General features: G+C 71.1%; 25 protein-coding genes. 11 read left to right on the top strand and 14 right to left on the bottom strand.

Annotated elements, in window-relative coordinates; all coding sequences use genetic code 11:
• Positions 1–44: 44 nt before the first annotated feature.
• On the top strand, positions 45–992 hold the full coding sequence (locus tag AC07FN_RS02545; RefSeq protein WP_478394007.1) for a LysR substrate-binding domain-containing protein: 948 nt from the start codon (positions 45–47) through the stop codon (positions 990–992).
• Positions 993–1182: 190 nt separating this feature from the next.
• Here AC07FN_RS02545 and AC07FN_RS02540 read toward each other — a convergent pair whose 3' ends face one another.
• Positions 1183–2763: a leucyl aminopeptidase gene (locus AC07FN_RS02540; RefSeq protein WP_478394006.1), complete on the bottom strand. Its 1581-nt coding sequence runs from the start codon at positions 2761–2763 to the stop codon at positions 1183–1185.
• A 317-nt stretch (positions 2764–3080) separates the two neighbouring features.
• The gene (locus AC07FN_RS02535) at positions 3081–3248 is read right to left on the bottom strand and encodes a DUF3117 domain-containing protein (protein ID WP_009949794.1); all 168 of its coding nucleotides are present in this window, start codon (positions 3246–3248) and stop codon (positions 3081–3083) included.
• Between the two features lie 382 nt (positions 3249–3630).
• Between AC07FN_RS02535 and AC07FN_RS02530 the strand changes: the two genes are divergently transcribed.
• The gene (locus AC07FN_RS02530; RefSeq protein WP_452614804.1) at positions 3631–4419 is read left to right on the top strand and encodes an enoyl-CoA hydratase; all 789 of its coding nucleotides are present in this window, start codon (positions 3631–3633) and stop codon (positions 4417–4419) included.
• A gap of 378 nt (positions 4420–4797) precedes the next feature.
• Here the strand turns inward: AC07FN_RS02530 and AC07FN_RS02525 are convergent, their stop codons facing one another.
• From AC07FN_RS02525 to AC07FN_RS02515, 3 genes are read right to left on the bottom strand one after another with little or no spacing between them, the layout of a single operon-like run.
• A complete protein-coding gene (locus tag AC07FN_RS02525) occupies positions 4798–5256 on the bottom strand; it encodes an SRPBCC family protein (protein WP_478394005.1) in 459 nt (152 codons plus the stop codon).
• A 3-nt stretch (positions 5257–5259) separates the two neighbouring features.
• Positions 5260–5610: a DivIVA domain-containing protein gene (locus AC07FN_RS02520; protein ID WP_478394004.1), complete on the bottom strand. Its 351-nt coding sequence runs from the start codon at positions 5608–5610 to the stop codon at positions 5260–5262.
• Positions 5611–5653: 43 nt separating this feature from the next.
• Entirely contained in the window at positions 5654–5986 is a 333-nt protein-coding gene (locus AC07FN_RS02515; RefSeq protein ID WP_093273407.1) for a PadR family transcriptional regulator, read from the bottom strand.
• A 204-nt stretch (positions 5987–6190) separates the two neighbouring features.
• On the opposite strand from AC07FN_RS02515, the gene AC07FN_RS02510 reads away from it, so the two are divergent.
• Positions 6191–6523, top strand: coding sequence for a hypothetical protein (locus AC07FN_RS02510; protein ID WP_478394003.1), 333 nt, complete (start codon positions 6191–6193; stop codon positions 6521–6523).
• A 60-nt stretch (positions 6524–6583) separates the two neighbouring features.
• Here AC07FN_RS02510 and folP read toward each other — a convergent pair whose 3' ends face one another.
• The 3 genes from folP to AC07FN_RS02495 form a co-directional block, all read right to left on the bottom strand.
• Positions 6584–7423: a dihydropteroate synthase gene (folP, locus tag AC07FN_RS02505; protein WP_478394082.1), complete on the bottom strand. Its 840-nt coding sequence runs from the start codon at positions 7421–7423 to the stop codon at positions 6584–6586.
• 106 nt (positions 7424–7529) lie between these two features.
• Positions 7530–8114 carry an LOG family protein gene (locus AC07FN_RS02500; RefSeq protein WP_478394002.1) on the bottom strand — a complete coding sequence of 195 codons (585 nt, stop codon included), beginning with the start codon at positions 8112–8114 and terminating at the stop codon, positions 7530–7532.
• Positions 8111–8896 (bottom strand): LOG family protein, encoded by a 786-nt coding sequence (locus AC07FN_RS02495; RefSeq protein ID WP_358575061.1) that lies wholly within the window; start codon positions 8894–8896, stop codon positions 8111–8113. The genes AC07FN_RS02500 and AC07FN_RS02495 overlap by 4 nt, the downstream gene beginning before the upstream one ends.
• 235 nt (positions 8897–9131) lie before the next feature.
• Between AC07FN_RS02495 and AC07FN_RS02490 the strand changes: the two genes are divergently transcribed.
• Positions 9132–10109 carry a slipin family protein gene (locus AC07FN_RS02490; RefSeq protein ID WP_478394001.1) on the top strand — a complete coding sequence of 326 codons (978 nt, stop codon included), beginning with the start codon at positions 9132–9134 and terminating at the stop codon, positions 10107–10109.
• Positions 10110–10127: 18 nt separating this feature from the next.
• Here the strand turns inward: AC07FN_RS02490 and dapE are convergent, their stop codons facing one another.
• Positions 10128–11204, bottom strand: coding sequence for a succinyl-diaminopimelate desuccinylase (dapE, locus tag AC07FN_RS02485; protein ID WP_452614799.1), 1077 nt, complete (start codon positions 11202–11204; stop codon positions 10128–10130).
• A 135-nt stretch (positions 11205–11339) separates the two neighbouring features.
• Between dapE and AC07FN_RS02480 the strand changes: the two genes are divergently transcribed.
• The 7 genes from AC07FN_RS02480 (at position 11340) to AC07FN_RS02450 (ending at position 17564) form a co-directional block, all read left to right on the top strand.
• Positions 11340–11645, top strand: coding sequence for a hypothetical protein (locus tag AC07FN_RS02480; protein ID WP_478394000.1), 306 nt, complete (start codon positions 11340–11342; stop codon positions 11643–11645).
• Between the two features lie 8 nt (positions 11646–11653).
• Positions 11654–13429 carry an alpha/beta hydrolase gene (locus AC07FN_RS02475; protein WP_478393999.1) on the top strand — a complete coding sequence of 592 codons (1776 nt, stop codon included), beginning with the start codon at positions 11654–11656 and terminating at the stop codon, positions 13427–13429.
• A complete protein-coding gene (locus AC07FN_RS02470) occupies positions 13426–13956 on the top strand; it encodes an LppA family lipoprotein (protein WP_478393998.1) in 531 nt (176 codons plus the stop codon). The genes AC07FN_RS02475 and AC07FN_RS02470 overlap by 4 nt, the downstream gene beginning before the upstream one ends.
• 94 nt (positions 13957–14050) lie before the next feature.
• Positions 14051–14950, top strand: coding sequence for an alpha/beta hydrolase (locus tag AC07FN_RS02465; RefSeq protein ID WP_478393997.1), 900 nt, complete (start codon positions 14051–14053; stop codon positions 14948–14950).
• Between the two features lie 37 nt (positions 14951–14987).
• Positions 14988–15425 carry an LppA family lipoprotein gene (locus tag AC07FN_RS02460; protein WP_478393996.1) on the top strand — a complete coding sequence of 146 codons (438 nt, stop codon included), beginning with the start codon at positions 14988–14990 and terminating at the stop codon, positions 15423–15425.
• A 99-nt stretch (positions 15426–15524) separates the two neighbouring features.
• Entirely contained in the window at positions 15525–16511 is a 987-nt protein-coding gene (gene dapD / locus AC07FN_RS02455) for a 2,3,4,5-tetrahydropyridine-2,6-dicarboxylate N-succinyltransferase (RefSeq protein ID WP_478393995.1), read from the top strand.
• Positions 16512–16622: 111 nt separating this feature from the next.
• Positions 16623–17564, top strand: coding sequence for a CHAD domain-containing protein (locus AC07FN_RS02450; protein ID WP_478393994.1), 942 nt, complete (start codon positions 16623–16625; stop codon positions 17562–17564).
• Positions 17565–17630: 66 nt separating this feature from the next.
• Here AC07FN_RS02450 and dapC read toward each other — a convergent pair whose 3' ends face one another.
• From dapC to mshB, 5 genes are all read right to left on the bottom strand, one after another.
• Positions 17631–18755 (bottom strand): succinyldiaminopimelate transaminase, encoded by a 1125-nt coding sequence (dapC, locus tag AC07FN_RS02445; protein WP_478393993.1) that lies wholly within the window; start codon positions 18753–18755, stop codon positions 17631–17633.
• Positions 18752–19072, bottom strand: coding sequence for a ferredoxin (gene fdxA / locus AC07FN_RS02440; RefSeq protein ID WP_358490581.1), 321 nt, complete (start codon positions 19070–19072; stop codon positions 18752–18754). The genes dapC and fdxA overlap by 4 nt, the downstream gene beginning before the upstream one ends.
• Before the next feature lie 141 nt (positions 19073–19213).
• A complete protein-coding gene (locus tag AC07FN_RS02435; RefSeq protein WP_478393992.1) occupies positions 19214–19972 on the bottom strand; it encodes a hypothetical protein in 759 nt (252 codons plus the stop codon).
• The gene (locus AC07FN_RS02430) at positions 19965–20333 is read right to left on the bottom strand and encodes a hypothetical protein (protein WP_478393991.1); all 369 of its coding nucleotides are present in this window, start codon (positions 20331–20333) and stop codon (positions 19965–19967) included. The genes AC07FN_RS02435 and AC07FN_RS02430 overlap by 8 nt, the downstream gene beginning before the upstream one ends.
• The gene (gene mshB / locus AC07FN_RS02425; RefSeq protein ID WP_132483154.1) at positions 20330–21241 is read right to left on the bottom strand and encodes an N-acetyl-1-D-myo-inositol-2-amino-2-deoxy-alpha-D-glucopyranoside deacetylase; all 912 of its coding nucleotides are present in this window, start codon (positions 21239–21241) and stop codon (positions 20330–20332) included. Before mshB ends, AC07FN_RS02430 begins: the two co-directional genes overlap by 4 nt.
• Between the last annotated feature and the right edge of the window lie 85 nt (positions 21242–21326).

Raw genomic sequence — 21326 nt, 5'->3', positions numbered from 1 at the left:
TCCGACTAATGCGTCCAATGCCAGAATGCCGCATGATTGATGCTGTGGTGAATGAATCAGCCGAGCCGGACGACTCGTCGCAGCTAGCGGCCCACCTCGCCCCGTCGCTCGCCCTGCTGCGCGCGGTCGCGGCCGAGGGCCATCTCACACGAGCAGCGGAGTCCCTGGGCGTCCCGCAGCCGACGGTCAGCCGCGCGCTGGCCAAGCTGGGCGATCGACTCGGCACGCCGGTGATCGTGCGGCAGGGTCGCGGCATCCACCTGACCCGCGCCGGAGCCCTGCTCGCGGCGGCCGCCGAAGACGCGATGCGCGGGCTGGAGGCCGGCTGCCGGGCCGTGATCGAGGAGATCGACCCCGACCGGGGCCAGGTGACGTTCGGGTTCCAGCACACGATGGGCAGCACGCTGGTGCCGCCGCTGCTGCGCGAGTTCCGCGACGTGCACCCGCACGTGCGGTTCGGGCTCGTGCAGGGGCCGCGCAACAGCATGCTCGCGCGCGCCTGGTCCGGCGAGATCGACCTCTGCGTCGTCTCGCCGCTGCCGGAGCACGATCCGCACTGGGAAACCGCATCGCTCCGGGAAGAGCCGCTGGTCGCGGTGCTGTTCGCGCGGCACCGGCTGGCCCGGCGCCGCAGGCTGCGGCTGGCCGAGCTCGCCGGGGACGACTTCGTGGCGACCCGCCCCGGCTACGGACTCCGGCAGATCTTCGCGGGCCTGGCCGAACGCGCGGGTTTCGAACCGCGGCTGGCCTTCGAGAGCGAGGAGGTCGACACAGTGCGCGGACTGGTCGCCGCCGGGCTCGGCGTGGCGCTGCTGCCGCCGGGCGACAACGGCCCGGCGCCGGGCACGGTCGAGGTGCCGCTGGATCCACCGGCGCACCGCACGATCGGCCTGGCCTGGCCGGCGGGCCGGGCGCTTCCGCCGGCGGTCCGCACCTTCCGCGACTTCACCCTGCGCAATTTCAATGGAAATCGAAGGTCCGATTTCCATTGAAATTGCGGAAGTAGTCCACAGCCGTCGGTGTGTCGTGGCCCGACACGCCGTGGTTCCGCAGTTTCAATGGAAACTGCGGAACCACTCACCGCACCGAGCGATCACCCTGAAGAGATCACTCCGAAGAGGTCACTCTGAGGAGATCCTCTGTGGAGATCTTCTGGGGAGATCGGTTCGAGGGCGTTGTTCGTCAGTTCGAGAAGCTTGCGGCGAGGGCGACGAGGCTTCGGGCCGCGAAGCCCGTGCCTCCCGACACCACCTCCGCGTAGTCCTTGTCCGCCCGGGCCGGGCCCGCGATGTCCAGGTGCGCCCACGGCAGGCCGCCCGTGAACTCGCGCAGGAACAGCGCCGCCGTGATGCCGCCGGGCCCCGGCGGCGTCTGCTTCACGTCCGCGAGCCGGCCCTTCACGTCTTCCGCGTGGTCCTCCAGCAGCGGCATCCGCCACCATGCCTCGCCGACCCGCTGCCCGGCCTCCCGGACGCGATCGGCCAGCTCGCCGTCGGTGGCGAACAGCCCGCCGGTGCGCAGGCCCAGGGCGACCTTCATCGCGCCGGTCAGCGTCGCGACGTCCACCAGCAGGTCCGGCTCCAGCCGGTCCACCGCGTAGGCGAGGGCGTCGGCGAGCACCATGCGGCCCTCGGCGTCGGTGTTGCCGACCTCCGTCGTGGTGCCGCCGTAGTGCCGGACGATGTCGCCGGGCCGGTACGCACTGCCGGACACGTGGTTCTCCGCCGACGGCACCAGGCCGGTCACCCGGACCGGCAACTCCAGCCGGGCGATGGTCAGCAGCGCGCCGATCACCGCCGCGCCGCCGGACATGTCGGTGCGCATCAGGTGCATGCCCTCGGCGGGCTTGATCGAGATGCCGCCGGTGTCGAAGGTGATGCCCTTGCCGACCAGCACCAGGTGCGGGCCCTCGACGTCCTTCGGCCGGTAGGTCAGCTCCAGCAGCCGGGGCGGCCGCGACGAACCGCCGCCGACCGCGAGGATCCCGCCGAAACCGTTGTCGGCCAGCCACTTCTCGTCCCGCACCACGGCGGTCAGGTCCGGCACGTCGGCGGCCAGCTCGGCGGCGACGCCGGTGAACCAGGCCGGGTCCTTGATGTTCGAGGGAGCGTTGGCGAGATCGCGGGCCAGCGCGGTGGCCGCCGCCAGCTCGCGGGTGCGCCGGACCTGTTCGTCCAGCGCCGCCACGTCGGCGCCTTCCGGCGCCACCAGCAAGACCTTCCGCAGGCGCGGCGGGGTCGGCTTGGCGGTCACCCGGAACCGGTAGCCGCCCAGCGCCAAGCCCAGCGTCAGCGCCGAAACCGCTTCGCCGTCGACGTCGTCGGGCAGCCGGATCTGGAGGTAGTCCGCGTCGGAGGCGTCCCCGAGGTCGCCGACCTCGTCGTCGGACTCCGCCGCCTGGTCCAGCCTCGCGCGCAGCGCGCGTGCGAGCGCGGCGCCGGCGCTGCGCCACTTCACCGGCTCGCCCGAGCCGACACCCACGACCCAACCGACGCCACCCGACGGCAGGGGCAGCGCGCGGACGTCACCGGCCGACGAGGAAGCGCCTACGGCCTGCAGCACCGCGATGTCCACATCGAACGGTTCGGCTGCCGTCGCCAGGTCCGGGCCCGACTCGCCGTCGAAGACCGCGACCGCGCCCGGCACGCCGTCCCGCCACTGCCGCACGACGTCCACTTCGACCAGTGACGTCGGGATGGCGGGCAGCGCCGGGTCCGCGTCGCGGACCGGCTGGGCGGAGCGGAACACTGAAGAACCGGACACGAGAAGACCTTCCTGCACGGCTGGCCGCGCGCATTCGACTGCCTGTCCTCGAAACGGCTGAACCGGAACGAGTTCAACGACAGCTGTAGAAGTTACCGTCCTCGCACGTCCGGTCACGATGCGCGCCCGAACGAAGGACCCCGGACGATCACGGGGGCGGGGCGAGGACTTGCCTGCCATCGACGACGGCCCCGGTGCCACCCATGACACCGGGGCCCGACCGCGGCGAAGAAGCTCGCCACTCGTCGTCGACTCGATTGCGTTGTCGCCTCGGGCGTTGGGGGCAGCGCCGCTACCCCGACCGCCGGCCGGCGGCCTCAGCCGGTGGCCGACTCCAGGGCGTCGCCCAGGTTCTTGGCCTCCTCGACCGACATCTCGACGACGAGCCGCCCACCACCCTCAAGCGGGACGCGCATCACGATGCCGCGTCCCTCCTTAGTCACCTCGAGGGGACCGTCACCGGTCCGGGGCTTCATGGCCGCCATAGCGTGCTCCCTCCGTGAACTCTTCCCCCGCTGGTCGCCACAACCAGCTCGGGTCCTCCCCCATTCTCCCCCATCGCGAGGCGGGGACGAAACCGAACCGATCAACTCGTGTCGCCCGTGCGCTGGTCGAATGCCCGCGGGGGCTGGCAGACTCACGTCCCGTGCGGGCTGTTCCGGTGCATTCCGGCGCGACCGTCGGCGCTTCCGGGCCGACGGTCCGCGCCCGGCGCCGGACCGGCCCCCGCGGCGCTCGACCACTACCCGGGCGACCAGCCACAACACTGTCTACTCGGGACTTCGCGCGACCCCCGGAGTCCACTTTGGAAAGTCGAGCGGCGATCTCGCGACCCGACACAACGGACCGCAGGAAGAGGAGTGCGAAGTGACCGACGTGCTGCTGACCGAGGACACCGCAGGTGTGCGCCTGCTCACGCTGAACCGCCCCGAGTCGTTCAACTCGCTCGACGTCGAGCTCAAGCAGGCCCTGATCACCGCGCTGCGGGAGGCCGCCGCCGACGACTCGGTGCGCGCGCTGGTGATCACCGGCGCGGGGAAGGCGTTCTGCGCGGGCCAGGACCTCAAGGAGCACGTCGCGCTGCTGAACTCCGGCGACCCGGCGCCGCTGAACACGGTCGAGGAGCACTACAACCCGATCATCCGGGCCGTGACGAGCATGCCGAAGCCGGTGATCGCCGCGGTCAACGGCACCGCCGCCGGGGCGGGCGCGTCGCTGGCCTACGCGTGCGATCTGCGGGTGGCCGCGGCGAACGCGAAGTTCCTGATGGCCTTCGCCAACGTCGGGCTGTCGACGGACTCCGGCGCGTCGTGGACGCTGCCGAGGCTGATCGGCTACGGCCGGGCGATGGAACTGCTGCTGCTGGCCGAGCCGGTGGCCGCCGAGGAGGCGCTGCGGATCGGCATGGTGAACCGGGTCGTCGACGCCGGTGAAGCCGTCGCGGCGGCCACCGAGCTGGCCAAGCGGATGGCGGCCGGACCGACCAGCGCCTACGCCCGGATCAAGGAGGCGATGCTGGCGGCGGCCGCCGAAGGTCTGGCCGAGGCGCTCGCCGTGGAGGCGGGAGCGCAGGCGGAGGCCGGGGCGACGGCCGACCACCGGGAGGCCGTCGCGGCGTTCGTCGAGAAGCGAACCCCCCACTTCACCGGTCACTGAGGCACCCCCGGGTCATGAGTGGTTTGGGCTGCTGTAGAGGCTGTTTCCAAACTCGGCCTGCGTGGCGGTGCGGGTAGCGGAACCTCAGGCGCCTTCTCGCTGTGGGATCCCCGACTCATGAATGCCAATTCACCACGTCGGGGCTGTCCTCGCGAGAAGACACCTGAGAACCCGCGGCGGTGCCGGTTGCGTAGATGGGCCAAGCGGCTGCGCCGCTTCAAGACAACAACCCGCCCTACCTCAGCTCAACACCACGACATCCAAAGCAGCCTCCAAAACGCTCACGACCCGTGACCAGCGGAAACGTCGGCCTGCGCGCCGACAGGTGGTGCCCAGCGCGTCGTGGGGCCGAGATATGCGACGGCCGCGGCACCGGGATCAGCCGGTTTCCCCGCCGCGTGAATAGCCGCGGCAGAACGCCGCGAAAGCAGTCAGCGACCGGCGCATGCCCCAGACGAAGGCCGGCCGCACCACCGGCCAGACCAGCGCGCCGCCGGGCGGCAGCACCAGCCGTTCCCACCACAGGAACGTCGACGCCGCATTGCCGCACCGGACCACGTCGAACCCGCCGTCGCCGACGATCAGCCGTCCGTGGTGGCGCACCCGGCAGGTCTGCGGCGGCCGCCATTCGACGATCTCCATCCGGTCCACGACGCCGAACCCGCGGAAGCCGGTGACCGCCACCAGCTGCGCGCCGGGCCCGTCGGGGCCGCCGAGCGCGTGCACCTCGGTGCCCAGCATCCACTCGCCCTGCCGCGCCCAGTCCGTCGCCGCCGCCCACACCACCTCGGGCGGCGCCTCGACCGGCACGCTCAGCCGCAGCTCGACCGGGCCCACCGATCAGCCCTCCGGCTCGTCGGGACGCCCGGCCCGGGCCTCCTGCAGCTGCTCGCCTGCGGCGTCGAGCTGCCGCTCCAGGACCGCGATCCGGCCGTGCAGTTCGTCGAGTTCCCCGGCGAGGCGCTCCAGCGCCCAGTCCACCTCCGACGCCTTGTAGCCGCGGAGGACCTGCTGGAACCGCAACGCGCGCACGTCGGCACCCTCGATGCCGGCCGGGGGCAGGCGGGTCGGGGTCGAGCCCGGCGGCAGCGGCGCGAGCTGCTCGCCGCGGCCGAAGACCAGCGAAGCCAGCAGGTAGGCCACCGCAGCGACCGCGAGCACCACGAACAGGTAGATGAGCGCACTAGCCACGGTCGTCAATCGTGGCACGAACGGCGAACCGCCGCGGCCACGGTCAGGTCTTGGCGGGTGCGGCCTCGAGCACGCCCTCGATGGCGGAGGTGAACTCGCGCCAGGCGCGGCGCTCGTTCTGCAGCGTCTGCACGCCGGTCTGGGTCAGGCGGTAGGTGCGGCGCTGCCGCCCGCCGACGGTGCTCCAGGTGCTCTGCACGTAGCCGGCGCGCTCCAGTCTGCGCAGCGCCGGATATACCGTCCCGGTGGGCAGATCAAGGGCGCCGCCGCTGCGTTCCTGCAGCGCCTCGATGATCGCGTAACCATGCAAGGCCCTGCCGTCGAGCGTGGCCAGCAGCAGGGCGTCCAGGTGGCCGCGGAGCGCATCAGCCTTCACAAGTAGCGACTCTACGGTCATTTGCGACCACTGTCACCGGCCTTCCGCAAGAGGACCTAGGTCCTTTCGCGATACGGACTCCGAATGACGTCCATCACAGTGCGCCGTTCGGGTGGCGCAAACCCGAAAATCCGTTGACAGCACTCGATTCCCGCCACACTGCGATGTCGGATGTACCGGGCGAGCGATCAGGAGCCGATTGCCGTGTCCAACGACAGCGCCCAGGAAACCACCGGTGCTTCGCGACTCGACGCCGAGACGACCTTCGCCCCGCGACAGCAGGCCCTCGACCAACTCCGCTCGTACCTCGCGATGCTCGTCGACGTGATCGACCAGCACCCGGAGGCGAGCATGGAGCGGGACGAGGCGCAGTGGCGGCTGGAGGAGCTCGTCGACGAGCTGACCAGGACGCCGCCGAGCCCGCCGCGCGTCCAGTCCCGGTGGCTGCGGCTGGCCCCGGTGCTCCGGGAGGTCCGCCCGGACGTGCCGATCACGATCCTCACCCAGCTGCTCAATCGGGCCGTCGGCGACCTCTGAACCGCTCACCGCCTCGTGAGCGCCGACGCCGGTTCTACCGGATCGAGCGGTCACGAAGCCTTAGGCGAGGGCGCGGAGGACCTGGTCCGGCGGATGGGTGCCCGCGATGGCCGCGACCATCTCGACCGTCCGGCGGGTCTCCAGCACGTGGTGCGCGCGGAAGATCCGGGCGCCGCCCCAGGCCGCGATCGCGGTGGCCGCCAGCGTGCCCTCCAGGCGCTCCGTCACCTCCGCGCCCAGCGTCTCCCCGATGAAGTCCTTGTTGGACAACGCCATCAGCACCGGCCAGCCGGTGGCCACCAGCTCGCCGACCCGCCGCAGCAGCGCCAGGCCGTGCCAGGTGTTCTTGCCGAAGTCGTGGGTCGGGTCGATCAGCACGCCGTGCGCGGGCACCCCGAGCCGCACCATCCGCTCCGCCCGCTCGACGAGTTCGGCCGTCACCTCGGCGACCACGTCGGCGTAGCGGGGCCGGTACGGGTCGGTGCGCGGCGGCAGGCCACCGGTGTGCGAGCACACCACGCCGACGCCGAACTCGGCCGCCACCTCGGCGAGCAGCGGATCGGCGCCCGCCCAGGTGTCGTTGAGCAGGTCCGCCCCGGCCTCGCACACCTGCCGGGCCACGTCGTGCCGCCAGGTGTCGACGCTGATCACCAGGTCCGGGTGGCGTTCCCGGACCGCGGCGACGAACGGCACCACCCGCTCGATCTCCTCGGTGGCGTCCACCGTCTCGCCCTGCGCCCCGGCGCGGACCCCGCCGATGTCGATGATGTCCGCGCCGTCGGCGACGGCCCGGTCCACGGCGGCGGTGGCCGCATCGGCGGCGAAGGTCCGCCCCCGGTCGAAGAACGAGTCGCGGGTGCGGTTGACGATCGCCATCACCAGCGGTCGGTCTTGGGGCATGTCCTTGTCGCGGAACCGGAGAGCCTGCACAACCCCAGATCCTGGCACGCCATCGGCCGTTGGAGGTACACGGATCGACTTGCGTCGTGGTGCGGGTGGCGGAACCTCAGGCACCCGGTTCCCGGCTTGCGGCGCAGGCGTCGAGCGCCTCGTCGACGTCGGTGGCCACCGTGAGCGCGTCCAGCGAGTGCTGGGTGGCGAATCCGGTGTCCACCAGGCCGTGCAGCCAGTCCAGCAGGCCGCGATAGTGGCCGTCCGGGTCGAGCAGCACGACCGGCTTGGCGTGCATGCCGATGTAGCGGGCGGTCCAGATCTCGAACAGCTCCTCGCAGGTGCCGATGCCGCCGGGCAGCGCGAGGAACGCCGTCGCGTGCGCGTCCATCAGGCCCTTGCGCTCCCGCATCGTGTCCACGACCAGCAGCTCGTCGGCATCGGTGTCGGCGACCTCGAGGTCCACCAGGGCGCGCGGGATGACGCCGATGGTCCGGCCGCCGCCGGCCCGCGTCGCCCGGGCGACCTCGCCCATCATCGACACGCGCCCGCCACCGGAGACCAGCGACCAGCCGCGCTTGGCGATCTTGGTGCCCACCTCCGCCGCCAGGTCCAGATGTTGCTGCGGCACCGGGCGCGACGCGCAGTAGACGCAGACAGCGATGTCCACAGTGGTCTCCTCGGGCTCAACGCTGCTCAATGAGTGGCCTCCCACGCCTCGTACGCCTCCTGCACGATGCTGACCGCGTCGTCGATGTCGTCGGTGAGGTGCAGCAGCGCGAGGTCCTTGTCGCCGATCTTGCCCGCGGCGTGCATGCTGTCGCGGATCCAGTCGTACAGGCCCTGCCAGTAGGACTTGCCGAACAGCACCACCGGGAACTTGGTGACCTTCTTGGTCTGCACCAGGGTCAGCGACTCGAACAGCTCGTCCATGGTGCCGAAGCCACCGGGCAGGCAGACGAACGCCTGCGCGTACTTGATGAACATCGTCTTGCGGACGAAGAAGTAGCGGAAGTTGACGCCGAGGTCCACCCACGGGTTGAGGCCCTGCTCGAACGGCAGCTCGATGCCGAGCCCGATGGACAGCCCGCCGGCCTCCGACGCGCCGCGGTTGACGGCCTCCATCGCGCCCGGGCCGCCGCCGGTGATCACCGCGCAACCGATCTTGGCCAGCGCCGCGCCGAGCTCGACGCCGGTGGCGTACTCCGGGTGCTCCCGCGGCGTCCGCGCCGAACCGAACACGGTCACCGCGCGCGGCACCTCGGCTAGCGCGCCGAAGCCCTCCACGAACTCGGACTGGATGCGCATCACCCGCCACGGATCGGTGTGCACCCAGTCCGACGGGCCGCGCGAGTCCAGCAGCCGCTGGTCGGTGGTGGTGGGTTCGCGCAACCTCGACCGGCGCAGCACCACGGGTCCGCGTTGCTTCTCCTGGGGGCGCTCCGAGCCGTTCGGCTCGCCCCACGGGCCTTCGATCGTCATGTGGTCGAGAGTACGCACGGGCCCTCGGCCGCCGACGCCTGCCCGGCCACCGCGCCGAGCGGGGAAATGCCTGTTCACGAGGGATTCACACGAGCGTGCGGCGGCGTACGATACGAAGAAAAGATCTAGTGGTGCCGGCGATGCCGGCCGTGCACACCACGCAGATCACCCGATCTACGCAGGCGCCGGGGACGGGTCGCCGGGCAAGGCCAGAAGTCGAGCCCGGGAGCCAGCCATGCTCATCGAACTGCTGATCCTCATCATCGCCTTGGGTGTTGTCTACGTCGCCGCGAGCGTCAAGGTCATCAAGCAGTACGAGCGCGGCGTGGTGTTCCGCTTCGGCCGCCTGCAGGAGCTGACCCGCGGGCCCGGGCTGACCACGATCGTCCCGGTGATGGACCGGATGCGGAAGGTCAACCTGCAGATCGTCACCATGCCGGTGCCCGCCCAGGAGGGCATCACCCGCGACAACGTGACCGTCCGGGTCGACGCGGTCGTGTACTTCAAGGTCGAGGACCCGGCGCGCGCGATCGTCAACGTCGAGGACTACCTCTTCGCCATGGGACAGGTCGCGCAGACTTCGCTGCGTTCGATCATCGGCAAGAGCGACCTGGACGACCTGCTGTCCAACCGCGAACGGCTCAACCAGGGCCTGGAGCTGATGATCGACAGCCCCGCGCTGGGCTGGGGCGTGCACATCGACCGGGTGGAGATCAAGGACGTCTCGCTGCCGGAATCCATGAAGCGCTCGATCGCCCGCCAGGCCGAAGCGGAACGCGAGCGGCGTTCGCGAGTCATCTCGGCGGACGGCGAGTTCCAGGCGTCCCGCAAGCTCGCCGACGCGGCCCACGTCATGGCCGACACCCCGGCCGCGCTCCAGCTCCGCCTGCTGGAAACGGTCGTCGAGGTGGCGGCGGAGAAGAACTCGACCCTGGTGCTGCCGTTCCCGGTCGAGCTCCTCCAGTTCGTCGACACCGCGAAGCGCATCGGTGCGACGGGCGAAGCACCTAGCGAAAAGCCGGCGGAGCTCCCCGACGCGGAGCGCGGACCAGCGCAACTCGCCGACGCGGAGCGCGAAGCAGCGAAGCTCCCCGCATCGGAGCCGGCGGCGGAGCTGCCGCGACAACGCGAGCGCACGGCCGCCGACGGCAGGAGGCCGCGCGACGCGGAGAGCGCGGACAGCGACGAGGAGTCGATGCTGGGCATCGCCTGAGCGCGCGCAGCGCGGACGTCAGGCGAAGAAGCGGCGGAGGACGTCAGCGCAGTGGCGGATCTCCGCGGTCGCCACGTGCTCCTGCTTCGTGTGCGCGAGGGTCGGCGAGCCCGGGCCGAAGTTCACCGCCGGGAGTCCCCGGGCCGCGAACCGCGCCACGTCTGTCCAGCCGAGCTTTGCGACCGGCTCCGACCCCGACGCCTCGACCAGCTGCGCCGCCGCCGGCGAGGTCAGGCCGGGCAGGGCGCCTTGGGCGCCGTCGGTCACCGCGACCTCGAAGCCGTCGAAGACCTCGCGCAGGTGCGCTTCGGCCTCCGCCAGCGACTTGTCCGGGGCGAACCGGTGGTTCACCGTCACCACGCACGAGTCCGGCACCACGTTGCCCGCGACGCCGCCCTCGATCCGCACCGCCTGCAGACCCTCGCGGAACTGCAGGCCGTCGATCACCGGGTTGCGCGGCGTGTACTCGACCAGCCGCTGCAGCACCGGCTGCGCGGCGTGGATCGCGTTGACGCCCATCCACGCGCGGGCCGTGTGCGCGCGGGCGCCGGTGGTGCGTACCTCCACCCGCATCGTGCCCTGGCAGCCCGCCTCGATCGCGGCGTTCGACGGCTCGCACACCACCGCCAGATCGCCGGCCAGCCACTCCGGCAGCTCCCGCTCGATCCGGTTCAGGCCGTTGCGCTCGGCTTCCACCTCTTCGCAGTCGTAGAACACGAACGTCAGGTCGTGCCGCGGTTCCGGGAGCGTCGCGGCGAGGTGCAGCATGACCGCGTCGCCGCCCTTCATGTCGACCGTGCCGCAGCCGTGCAGGACCTCCTCGGCGCCCGAACCGGTGCGCCGCACCGGGAGGTTGTCGTTGATCGGCACGGTGTCCAGGTGCCCGGCGAGCACCACTCGCGAATCCCGGCCGAGGTTCGTGCGCGCCAGCACGGCGTCGCCGTTGCGCACCACTTCGAGGTGCGGCGCCTGGTCGCGCAGCGCCTGCTCCACCGCATCGGCGATGGCCTTCTCCCCGCCGGAGACGCTGGGGATGTCCACCAGCGCGGCGGTGAGTTCGACGGGGTCAGCGGTGAGATCCAACGACGCAGTCACGCCCCGGAGGTTACCCGGACGCCCGGATAGCGTCGGGACCAGCGGTTCGGGCTTGTGAACAGGTGGGAACCGGATCCGCGCAACCACCATCCAAGCCGTGATCACCACGCTAGGCTTCCGCCGCTGGAGGTGGGCATGGACTACACGGTCAATCCCGATGCGCTCAGGAAGGCCGGCGCGAGCGCGAAGTCGGCGGGCGAGCAGGCGGGTCAGGTGAAGCTGGGGCCGCCGGCCGAGGACATCGCCGAGGCGATGCCCGGGGGCAAGTCCGAGGGGGCGTCGAAGCAGGTCGCGCAGAGCTGGGACAAGGCGATCAAGTCCTGGAGCCAGGCCACCGCGCAGCACGGCGAATCGCTGACCGCGAGCGCCGACGGGTACCAGCAGTCCGACGAGTCGAGCGCGGCGGACATCGACCGCGCCGGCACGCAGGCCGGGAGGTAGGCAGCTACATGGTGTCCTTCGCCGACGTGCGCCGCTGGAAGCCGGAGGGCCTCGACTCCGTCCACAACGACCTCGGAAAGCGCCGCGACGACCTCGTCGACCTGCAGGACGAGCTGGACGGCGCGAAGAATCCGGAGGGCTGGAGCGGCGAAGCCGCCGACGGCTCCGCGAAGCAGCACGAGAAGTTGGTGTCGGACATGCGCTCGCTGGTGGCCGAGGTCGCCACCGTGCGGGTCGCGGTGGCCGCGGCGGCCGACGACGTCGCCAGGATCAAGCAGCAGATCCAGCAGGCCGACCACGAGGCGCAGGCCAACGGCTTCGAGATCACCGAGGAAGGCGGCGTCCGCGACGTCAAGCCGCCCCAGGACGTGCCGGAAGACCAGCTGGAGCAGGTCAAGCAGCATCGCATCCAGGTCCGCGACAAGCTCGTCGAGACGATCGAGAAGATCCTCGACGACGCCGAGCAGGCCGACGCCGAGCTCGCCAAGGCGCTGACCTCCGCGGAGCAGGACAAGATCGAGCCCGGCAAGGGCGACTCCCTGGCCGACGCCGCGAACACCGACGACATCCAGGCCCTCGCCGCCTCCGCCGGGAAGCCGGAGGACGATTCGCCGAAGGCGGCGGCGGAATGGTGGAAGTCGCTGTCCGACGAGCAGCGCGCGGCGCTGCGGGAGAACCCGCCCGAATGGCTGGGCAACCGCGACGGCATCCCCGCCGAGGTCCGCGACGAGGCCAACCGCGGCCGCATCGACGACGTGCGCAACGACCTCGAACAGCAGGAGCGGCAGCTGGAGCAGGGCGGCGTTTCCGAGGACGAGAAGGAAAAGCTCCAGCAGGTCAACGACAAGATCAAATCGCTGGACGAGGTCGAGAAGACCATCGCCAAGGAGGACCCGCCGCGCCAGCTGCTGGTCCTCGACAGCAGCGGCGAGCGGATGAAGGCCGCCGTCGGGGTGGGCAACGTCGACACCGCCGACCACGTCTCGGTGTACACGCCCGGCTACGGGACCACCGTCCAGGGCAGCCTCGGCAACTACGACTCGAAGATGCAGGAACTGGTCAAGGAGTCGAAGGCCGAGCTCCTCCGCAACGGCAAGGACGACAGCGTCGCCGCGGTCGCCTGGCTCGGCTACGAAGCCCCGCAGAAGTCCGAGGACACGGACGTGTTCGGAGACTCGGTGATCAGCTCCAACTCCGCCCAGGAAGGCGGCGAGAAGCTGAACAACTTCTACAAGGGCATCAACGAGTCCCGGGACACCGACCCGCACCTGACCGCGATCGGCCACTCCTACGGCTCCACCACCACCGGCTACGCCCTGCAGGGCGGCGGCCACGGCGTCGACGACGCGATCATCTTCGGCTCCCCCGGCGCCGGCACCAACGACATCGAGGACCTGCACGTCCCCGAGGGCCACGCCTACCGGCTGGAGGCCAAGAACGACCAGGTCGCGGACTTCGCCCGGTTCGGCGGCGACCCGTCCCACGTGGACGGCTTCAAGGACCTGTCCACCGAGAAGTCGAACGAGGGCAAGGGCGTCGAGGGCCACAGCGACTACCTGGACACCGAGACCACCAGCCAGCACAACATGGCCTCGGTGGTCGCGGGCCTCCCGGGCAACACCGTGGAGGGCAAGACCAACGGCGTCGGGGATGTGATCTCCTACGTCCCGCACCAGGCCCAGGAAGCCGGCTCCGCGATCTACGACTTCGGCGAGAAGACGGTGTCCGGCGCCGAGGACCTGGGCGAGAAAACGGTGTCCGGCATCAAGGACTTCTTCTCATGAGAAAGCTCGTCCTGTTCGTCCTCTGCGGTCTGCTCGCCGCCGGTTGCGCGAGCGGACCCGAACCGTCCGACGGGGGAAACGTGGCAGACCCACTCAGCATGTTGCGGCAGCGACCGTCCATGGAGGAGATCACCGCCCGCTACGAGGAGATGCAGCAGAAGCTGCGGGACCGGCTGTCCACCGACCTCGGCCTGGCGACGCCGTGGATCAACAAGGGCGACCCCGGCCAGGCCGCCTGCCAGGGCAAGGAGCTCTCGCACGTCGACGGCGCCGAGGAGCACAGCCTGGACACCTGGGCCTACGAGGGCAACATCCCGGACGCCCAGTGGGAGCGGGCGCAGCAGATCGGGATCGACGTGACCAAGGAGTACGGCTTCAAGGAGCTGGAGATCGTGGTCAACCGGCCCGGCGACCACAAGGTCGAGATGCGCGACGAGTTCGGCGCGCAGCTGCAGTTCGGCACCAAGGTGAACACAATCCTGAGCCTGCGTACCGGCTGCCACCTCCTCCAGTCCGCCAAGGGCTGATCCCGCCCGCGGCCGCCGACCGCGTGATCTCCCGCTCCGAAAGGCAAAAACCGCTCCATGGTGTCGTTCGCCGACGTGCGTCGCTGGAAACCCGATGCGCTGGAGGAGTTTTCCGCACCCTCGGCAAGCGCCGCGACGAGCTGGTCGGGCTCGACGACGACCTCCACGCCGCACGCAACCCGGAGGGCTGGACGGGCGAGGCGGCGGAGAACTCCGCCAAGCGGCACGCCGAGCTCGGCAAGGACCTGCACCGGCTGGTCGCCGAGGTCGACGGCGTCCGCGACGCCGTCGGCAAGGCCGCCGAAGAGGTGGAGCAGATCAAGAAGCGGCTCGACACGACGGAGCACCAGGCGCGCGCCAACGGCTTCGAGATCACCGAGGACGGCGGCATCCGCGACGCGGCGACCGGCACGGCGAGGGCGGCAAGGTCGCCGCGGTCACCTGGGTGGGCACCGAGTTCCCGCAGCGGAGCGAGGCCACCGACCCGGACCGGTCGGTGGCCACCGCCAAGCTCGCGGAGGACGGCGGCAAGAAGCTCGCCTCCTTCTGCGAAGGCATCAACGCCTCGCGGGACGACGATCCGCACCTGACCGCGATCGGCCACTCCTACGGCTCCACGATCACCGGCTACGCGATGCAGGAGCAGGGCCACGGCGTCGACGACGCGGTGTTCTCCGGCTCGCCGGGCGTGGGCACCGACGACGTCGAGGACCTCAACGTGCCGGCCGGGCACTCGTACCGGATCGAGGCGAAGAACGACTGGGTGGCCGACCTGGGTCGCTTCGGCGGCGACCCCAGTCACCTGGACGGGATGACCGGCCTGTCCGCAGAGGAATCCGGGCACGGCAAGGGTGTCGAGGGCCACAGCAGCTACTTCGCGCCGGACAGCACGAGCCAGTACAACATGAGCACGGTGGTCGCCGGATTGCCGGATCGGGCGGTCAAGGACGACGGTCGCGGGATCGGCGACGTGATCTCCGGCATGATCTCCTGAGGCGACCGCCGCCAGCACCCGACCGTACGGGGGAATCGTGGACGACCCGCGCAACCTGCTCCGCCAGCGCCCCAGCATCGAGGAGATCAGCGAGCGCTACGAACAGATGCAGCAGCGGCTGCTGGACCGGCTCAACATCGAGGTCGGGCCGCTGAAGTGGGCGGTGTCGGACCCGGTCAGCCGGGCCGGCTGCACCGAATTCCCGGACGTCCACGAGGCGGAGAGCCGGGTGCTGGAGTCGTGGCGGGCGCCGGGCAACCTGCCCGACTCGGAGTGGTCGCTCGCGGTGGAGATCGTCCAGGAGATCACCGCCGAGTACGGCTTCGGCGAGCCCGAGATCATCGTGAACCGCAGCGGCGACCACGAGATCATCGGCAACGACCAGTACGGCGCGGTCTACCAGTTCGGCACCGCCGCCAACACGGTCCTGATGGTCACCACCGGCTGCCACCTGCTGGCCGCCGCCAAGGGCTGACGCCGCTTTCGCGCGAAGACGGCGCGGCACCCGGTCGGCGCCACCCGTGGCGGCCACCCCTGCGGGCCGCCGCCACCTGCGCCGATTACCGTTTCGGGTATGAGTGCACAGTCTCCCGACCCGCAGACCACGGGCGCCCACGGCGTCGGCCTGGCCACCGTGACCGACGACGGCACGGTGCTGGACACCTGGTTCCCGACCGTCAAGCTCGGCGAGCCGGGGCGGTCCGGCAGCACGCGGCTGTCCGCCGAGGAGGCGGCCGAGTCCCTCGGCGAGGCCGGGGCCGCCCTGCTCGGGCGGGACGAGGCCCGTGGCGTCGAGGTCATCGCGGTGCGCACCGAGATCGGCCGCCTCTCCGACGAAGCGGTCGACGCGCACGACATCTACCTGCGCCTGCACCTGCTGTCGCACCGCCTGGTCCGCCCGCACGGCCAGAACCTGGACGGCATGTTCGGCCTGCTCGCCAACGTCGTGTGGACCAACCACGGTCCGTGCCCGGTGGAGGGCTTCGAGGCGACCCGGCTGCGGCTGCGGGCGCGCGGCCCGGTCACCGTCTACAGCGTCGACAAGTTCCCGCGCATGGTCGACTACGTCGTGCCGTCCGGGGTCCGCATCGGCGACGCCGACCGGGTCCGGCTGGGCGCGCACCTCGCCAGCGGCACCACCGTGATGCACGAGGGCTTCGTCAACTTCAACGCCGGCACGCTGGGCGCGTCGATGGTGGAGGGCCGGATCTCGGCGGGCGTCGTCGTCGGCGACGGCTCGGACGTCGGGGGCGGCGGCTCGATCATGGGCACCCTCTCCGGCGGCGGCAAGGAGGTCATCTCCATCGGCGAGCGCTGCCTGATCGGCGCCAACGGCGGGGTGGGCATCTCGCTGGGCGACGACTGCGTCGTGGAGGCGGGCCTGTACATCACGGCGGGCACGAAGGTGACGCTGCCGGACGGCACCATCACCAAGGCGCTGGAGCTGTCCGGCTCGGACGGCCTGCTGTACCGCCGCAACTCCACCACCGGCACGATCGAGGTCACCGCCCGGACCGGCGGCAAGATCGAGCTGAACGCGGCGCTGCACGCCAACGACTGACCCGAGGCAAGGCGAAGGGACCACCGGCCGGGGTGCCCTTCGCGCTTCCTGCGGGCGGGATCCGCTGGATGGACGAGGCGGCGGCCGGGGCGGCCGGTTTTATCATGGGCAATGGCCATCAGCTGGCAACGACGAGACCTCACGGGCGTCGTCGACCTGCCCGCCGAGCCCCGCACAGCAGACCGGCGGGCGCCGCTCGCCGAGCACATCAGGGCCGGGCTGGACGCCCGGCTGCGCGCCCTGATCTCGCACGACCCCGGCACCCGGCAGGGCGAAGATCCCGAGGAACTGCACCAGATGCGGGTCTCGGTGCGCCGGATGCGGGCGATGCTGCGGTCGGGTCGGCGGTTCCTGGACCGGGACTGGTCGGAGCCGTTGCGCGCGGAGCTGGGCTGGCTGGGCAGGGCCCTCGGCCCCGTTCGCGATCTCGACGTGCTGCTGGAGCGGCTGCGCGCGGAGAGCGCCGATCTCCCGGCCGACGAACACGCCGCGGCGGCCCGGCTGATCTCCGGTCTGGAGGCCGCGCACGGCCTGGCCCGGGTGGAGATGCTCGCGGCGCTGGACAGCGACCGCTACCTCGCCCTGCTCCGCTCGATCTCGGACTCGCTCCGCGCCGGACTGCCGACGTCGGAGTCCGATGTGGACACCGAACGCGAGTTGCGCAGGCTGGTCCTCGGCCAGTTCCGCAAGGTCCGGAAATCCGTTGCGCGGCTGCCAGAAGCGCCCGCCGACGACGAGCTCCACGCGCTGCGCATCCGGGGCAAGCGAGTGCGCTACACGGCGGAACTGGCGCAACCGGCGTTCGGCAAGCCGATGCAGCAGCTGATCAAGGCGGCGAAGCAGTTCCAGGACGTGCTCGGAGAGCACCAGGACGCCTGCGTGGCTGAAGACCGCGTTCGCGGCCTCCTCCGCGACTTCGGCGAGAACGTCGACGCCGCGGTCGCATTCGTGGCGGGCCGCTTGGTGGAGCGGGAGCAGGCGCGCAAAGCGGAGCGCCGCACCCAGTGGTGGCCGGTGTGGGAAGCGCTCGACGCCGCAGCCGCTGAGATCTGACGCCTGAGGATTCGTGAGTACTTTGGACCGCTAGAGCGATCCAAAGTACTCACGATGACCAGCGGATCACTCGCTCAGGCGCTTGGCGGCCGCGGCGATGCGCTCGTCCGACGCGGTCAGGGCGATGCGGACGTGGCGCTCCCCAGCCGGACCGTAGAAGGTGCCGGGCGCCACGAGAATTCCCCGCTGCGCCAACCAAGCCACCGTCTGCCAAGCATCGTCGCCGCGGGTCGCCCACAGGTACAGGCCCGCCTGCGAGTGCTCGATGCGGAACCCCGCCGCCTCCAGCGCGGGCCGCAACACCGCCCGCCGCGCCGCGTAGAGCTCGCGCTGCACACCCACGTGCGCGTCGTCGCTCAGCGCTGCGGTGATCGCCTCCTGCACCGGCCGCGGGACGATCATCCCCGCGTGCTTGCGCAGCTCCAGCAGGCCCCGCACCAGGTCCGGATCACCGGTGAAGAACCCGGCGCGATACCCCGCCAGGTTCGAGGACTTCGAAAGCGAGTGCACGGCGAGCACGCCGCGGAAGTCGGAACTGACCGAGGGGTGCAGCACCGAAACCGGCTCGGCGTCCCACCCGAGCGCGAGGTAGCACTCGTCCGAGGCGACGACCGCGCCGAGCTCCCGCGCCGCCCGCACCGAGTCGGCGAGCTGCTGGGCGTCCAGCACCCGGCCGGTCGGATTGGACGGGGAGTTCAGCCACAGCAGCCGGGTACCGGCCGGCGGCAGCTCGCCGGGCGCGAGCCGGACCACCTCGGCGCCGGCGATCTTCGCGCCGACCTCGTAGGTCGGGTACGCCAGCTCCGGGATCGCGACGAGGTCGCCGGGCCGGACGCCGAGCAGCGTCGGCAACCAGGCCACGAGTTCCTTCGAACCGATGGTCGGCACCACCGCGTCCGGCTCCAGGCCGGAAACGCCGTAGCGCCGCTCCATCGAGGCGACGGCGGCCTCCCGGAGCTCCGGGGTGCCGTGCGTGGCCGGGTAGCCCGGCTGATCGGCCACCGCCGACAGGGCCCGCCGCAGGTTCTCCGGCACCGGGTCGACCGGCGTGCCGACCGACAGGTTGACGATGCCGTCCGGGTGCGACCGGGCCGTCTCGGTCTGGGACGCCAGCGAATCCCACGGGAAGTCCGGCAGCTGCGGGCCCCGAAGCCCGGGCGCCGCAGCACCCGGGCCGGTCGCGGAACTCATTCGCCCTGCGGGGGCAGGCTGGTGATGGGCTCGACGTCCTTGTTGACCTTGCCCACCTTCGCCGCACCACCCGGCGAGCCGAGCTCGTCGAAGAAGTCCACGTTCGCCTTGGTGTAAGCGGCCCACTCCTCCGGCACGTCGTCCTCGTAGTAGATGGCCTCCACCGGGCAGACCGGTTCGCAGGCACCGCAGTCGACGCACTCATCGGGGTGGATGTAGAGCATCCGCCCGCCCTCGTAGATGCAATCGACAGGGCATTCCTCGATGCATGCCTTGTCGAGCACGTCGACGCAGGGCTCGGCGATCACGTAGGTCACGGTTGCTCTCCTGCTCGAAGCGTTGTCCTACTCGCGCTCAGGAACCTCCTGAGGCGACTGCTGACAGTATCTCTCGTACCCACCTCGGACACGTAACTGGTCCCACAGCGCGAGAGCCGGACCGACTCTACGACGCCGGGGTTAACGCCGTAAACCATTGCGCCGCAGCCATTGCGCACCGAGCCGCCCCACCTTGCGCAGGGCGGATCTTTCTCCCAGGTAACCGCCCACGACGCCGACGACCGGGATGCTGCCGAGCAACTCGTGGTGCAAGCGGCCCTGCGGCCGCTTGTCGAGCTCCGAATCGATCTCCCACAGCGCACGTGCCATTCGCCACACCGTGCGCACGACGGCCTTCGGCGTCGCCCGGCCGTGCTCGCGCCGCGCGGCGTCGAGGTCCTCGGTGAGCTCCGAGACCCGCTCGTCGTCCTCGGCGCGCCCGGCAGCCAGCTCGTCCGACAACTCGCGCCCCAGCAGCACCTCCGCGATCAGCTGCACCTTAACGGCCCGATCGGTCACGCCGTGCTCGGCGGCGATGGCGCACAGGACCAGGCCCTGGCCGGTGATGCCCAGCGCGTTGCGGATCGGCAGCCGCGACGTGATGACGCCGCCGAACCGGGGCAGCCCGGCGACCAGCGCGAGGAACCGCCCGACCCGGGAGGCCCACCAGTCGCAGCGCTGCTCGACGGACATCGCGTCCCACGCGGAACTTCCCGGCACCTGCATCCCGTCCAGCTGCCGCAGGACCTTACGCAACGCCCCGTCTGCGTCGAGATCGCCGGACCGGCCGCGCAGCCGCAGCGGATCGGACTCCCGCAGCGCGTCCAGCACCGGCGCGGTCGCCCGCACGAACGGCCGCAGCACCGCCGCGATCCGCTCGTCGGTCAGCACCTCAGCCATGTCGCTTCGCGTTCTTGCCCAGCACGATTCCAAGCATCATCGCACTGGGCAGGGCGCCGCCACCGATCAGCAGCAGGGCGCGCCAGTCGTTGAGCAGCACGATGTCGCCGCCCGGCCCGAACAGGCCGAACACGAAAACCGTCGCGAACCACACCAGCAACGGGGCCCCGGCGATCCGGCGCCGCGGCGAGATCCGCGCGGCCTCGGCCACCAGCAGCGGCGTGGTCACCACCGCCAGCGCGGCGGTGACCGGGAACTGCACGGAGCCGATGTAGGACGGGAGGAACAACAGCTCGATCAACGCCAGCAGAAGGGCATTGAGCAGCAGAGAACCGAGCAGCACGCGGTCACGCGCGGTCAACGGTCGCCCACCGGCTCGGTTCCGCTCACCCCGAGCCCGCCGAAGAGATCGGCCTGGCAGCCCTGCGGATCACCCGTCGCCAGCACGTAGTGCTCGGTCGTCACGATCGGCTGAGCGACGCCGTTGGACAGCGCGTACGCCGCCACGCCCTCGCCGTTGTGCCACTGATCCAGCCACACCTTCACCTGCGTGCCGTGCGCGCGCAGGGCGCTGATCTTCGCTGGCAGGTGCTCGGAGACGTCGACGACCGTGGTGATCGATTCGTCCTCGACGCTGGCCAGCTCGTGCGGCTCGGGCAGCTCGAAGGGCATATCCGCGGCCTCCGCCAGACCGGCGAGCCCCTTCGCGAGCTCGTCACGGGACGGGACCGCGTAGAACACCCGCTGGACGTCGGGAACCTTCGCGGCCGCCGCGACGGTCACCTCGTGGGCGCGGACGTGGTCCGGATGGCCGTAGCCACCGTCGGCCGCGTAGCTCACGACGACCTGCGGCTTCACCTCCCGCAGCACGGCTTCCAGCGCATCGGTCTGCTCCTGCAGGTCACCGACGGCGAAGGCGCGCGGGTGCGCGTCGGGCAGCGCGCCCGCCTGACCGGGCTGCTCCCAGAGCATTCCCGAGTCGCGCCAGCGGCCGATGCCGCCGAGGAACCGGTGATCGGCAACCCGCAGCGCGGCGCAGGCCGAGCGCAGCTCGCCGACGCGGTAGCCGCCGAGCTGGTCGGCCTGGTCCGAAGCCAGGCCGCGCAGGCTCTCGGGGATGACCTCGCCCTCCTCGCCGAGGGTGCAGGTCACCACCACCACCTGCACGCCGCGGGCGGCGTAGCGGGCGATCGTCCCGCCGGTCCAGAGGGTTTCGTCGTCTGGGTGCGCGTGTACCAGCAGCAACCTCGGTGGGGCCGTCAGCGTCACCGGTCCAGCCTAATCTGCGGCGCACACCACACTGCGCACGGTAGCCGCATTACCCCGAACGCCCGAATCGGCGCGCCGCGAACGG

It is taken from the genome of Saccharopolyspora sp. NPDC045941, from assembly GCF_056431445.1.
Note: the sequence above shows the minus strand (reverse complement) of the source record. Positions and strands in the feature narration are given on the sequence as shown.

What these genes read in the sequence shown, in the direction of transcription:
- AC07FN_RS02535 (WP_009949794.1), bottom strand. Translation starts at nt 3,248, where the DNA reads ATGGCGGCCATGAAGCCCCGGACCGGTGACGGTCCCCTCGAGGTGACT.
- folP (WP_478394082.1), bottom strand. Translation starts at nt 7,423, where the DNA reads ATGCCCCAAGACCGACCGCTGGTGATGGCGATCGTCAACCGCACCCGC.
- AC07FN_RS02495 (WP_358575061.1), bottom strand. Translation starts at nt 8,896, where the DNA reads ATGACGATCGAAGGCCCGTGGGGCGAGCCGAACGGCTCGGAGCGCCCC.
- AC07FN_RS02490 (WP_478394001.1), top strand. Translation starts at nt 9,132, where the DNA reads ATGCTCATCGAACTGCTGATCCTCATCATCGCCTTGGGTGTTGTCTAC.
- AC07FN_RS02480 (WP_478394000.1), top strand. Translation starts at nt 11,340, where the DNA reads ATGGACTACACGGTCAATCCCGATGCGCTCAGGAAGGCCGGCGCGAGC.
- AC07FN_RS02475 (WP_478393999.1), top strand. Translation starts at nt 11,654, where the DNA reads ATGGTGTCCTTCGCCGACGTGCGCCGCTGGAAGCCGGAGGGCCTCGAC.
- AC07FN_RS02470 (WP_478393998.1), top strand. Translation starts at nt 13,426, where the DNA reads ATGAGAAAGCTCGTCCTGTTCGTCCTCTGCGGTCTGCTCGCCGCCGGT.
- AC07FN_RS02465 (WP_478393997.1), top strand. Translation starts at nt 14,051, where the DNA reads ATGCGCTGGAGGAGTTTTCCGCACCCTCGGCAAGCGCCGCGACGAGCT.
- dapD (WP_478393995.1), top strand. Translation starts at nt 15,525, where the DNA reads ATGAGTGCACAGTCTCCCGACCCGCAGACCACGGGCGCCCACGGCGTC.
- AC07FN_RS02450 (WP_478393994.1), top strand. Translation starts at nt 16,623, where the DNA reads ATGGCCATCAGCTGGCAACGACGAGACCTCACGGGCGTCGTCGACCTG.
- dapC (WP_478393993.1), bottom strand. Translation starts at nt 18,755, where the DNA reads ATGAGTTCCGCGACCGGCCCGGGTGCTGCGGCGCCCGGGCTTCGGGGC.
- AC07FN_RS02435 (WP_478393992.1), bottom strand. Translation starts at nt 19,972, where the DNA reads ATGGCTGAGGTGCTGACCGACGAGCGGATCGCGGCGGTGCTGCGGCCG.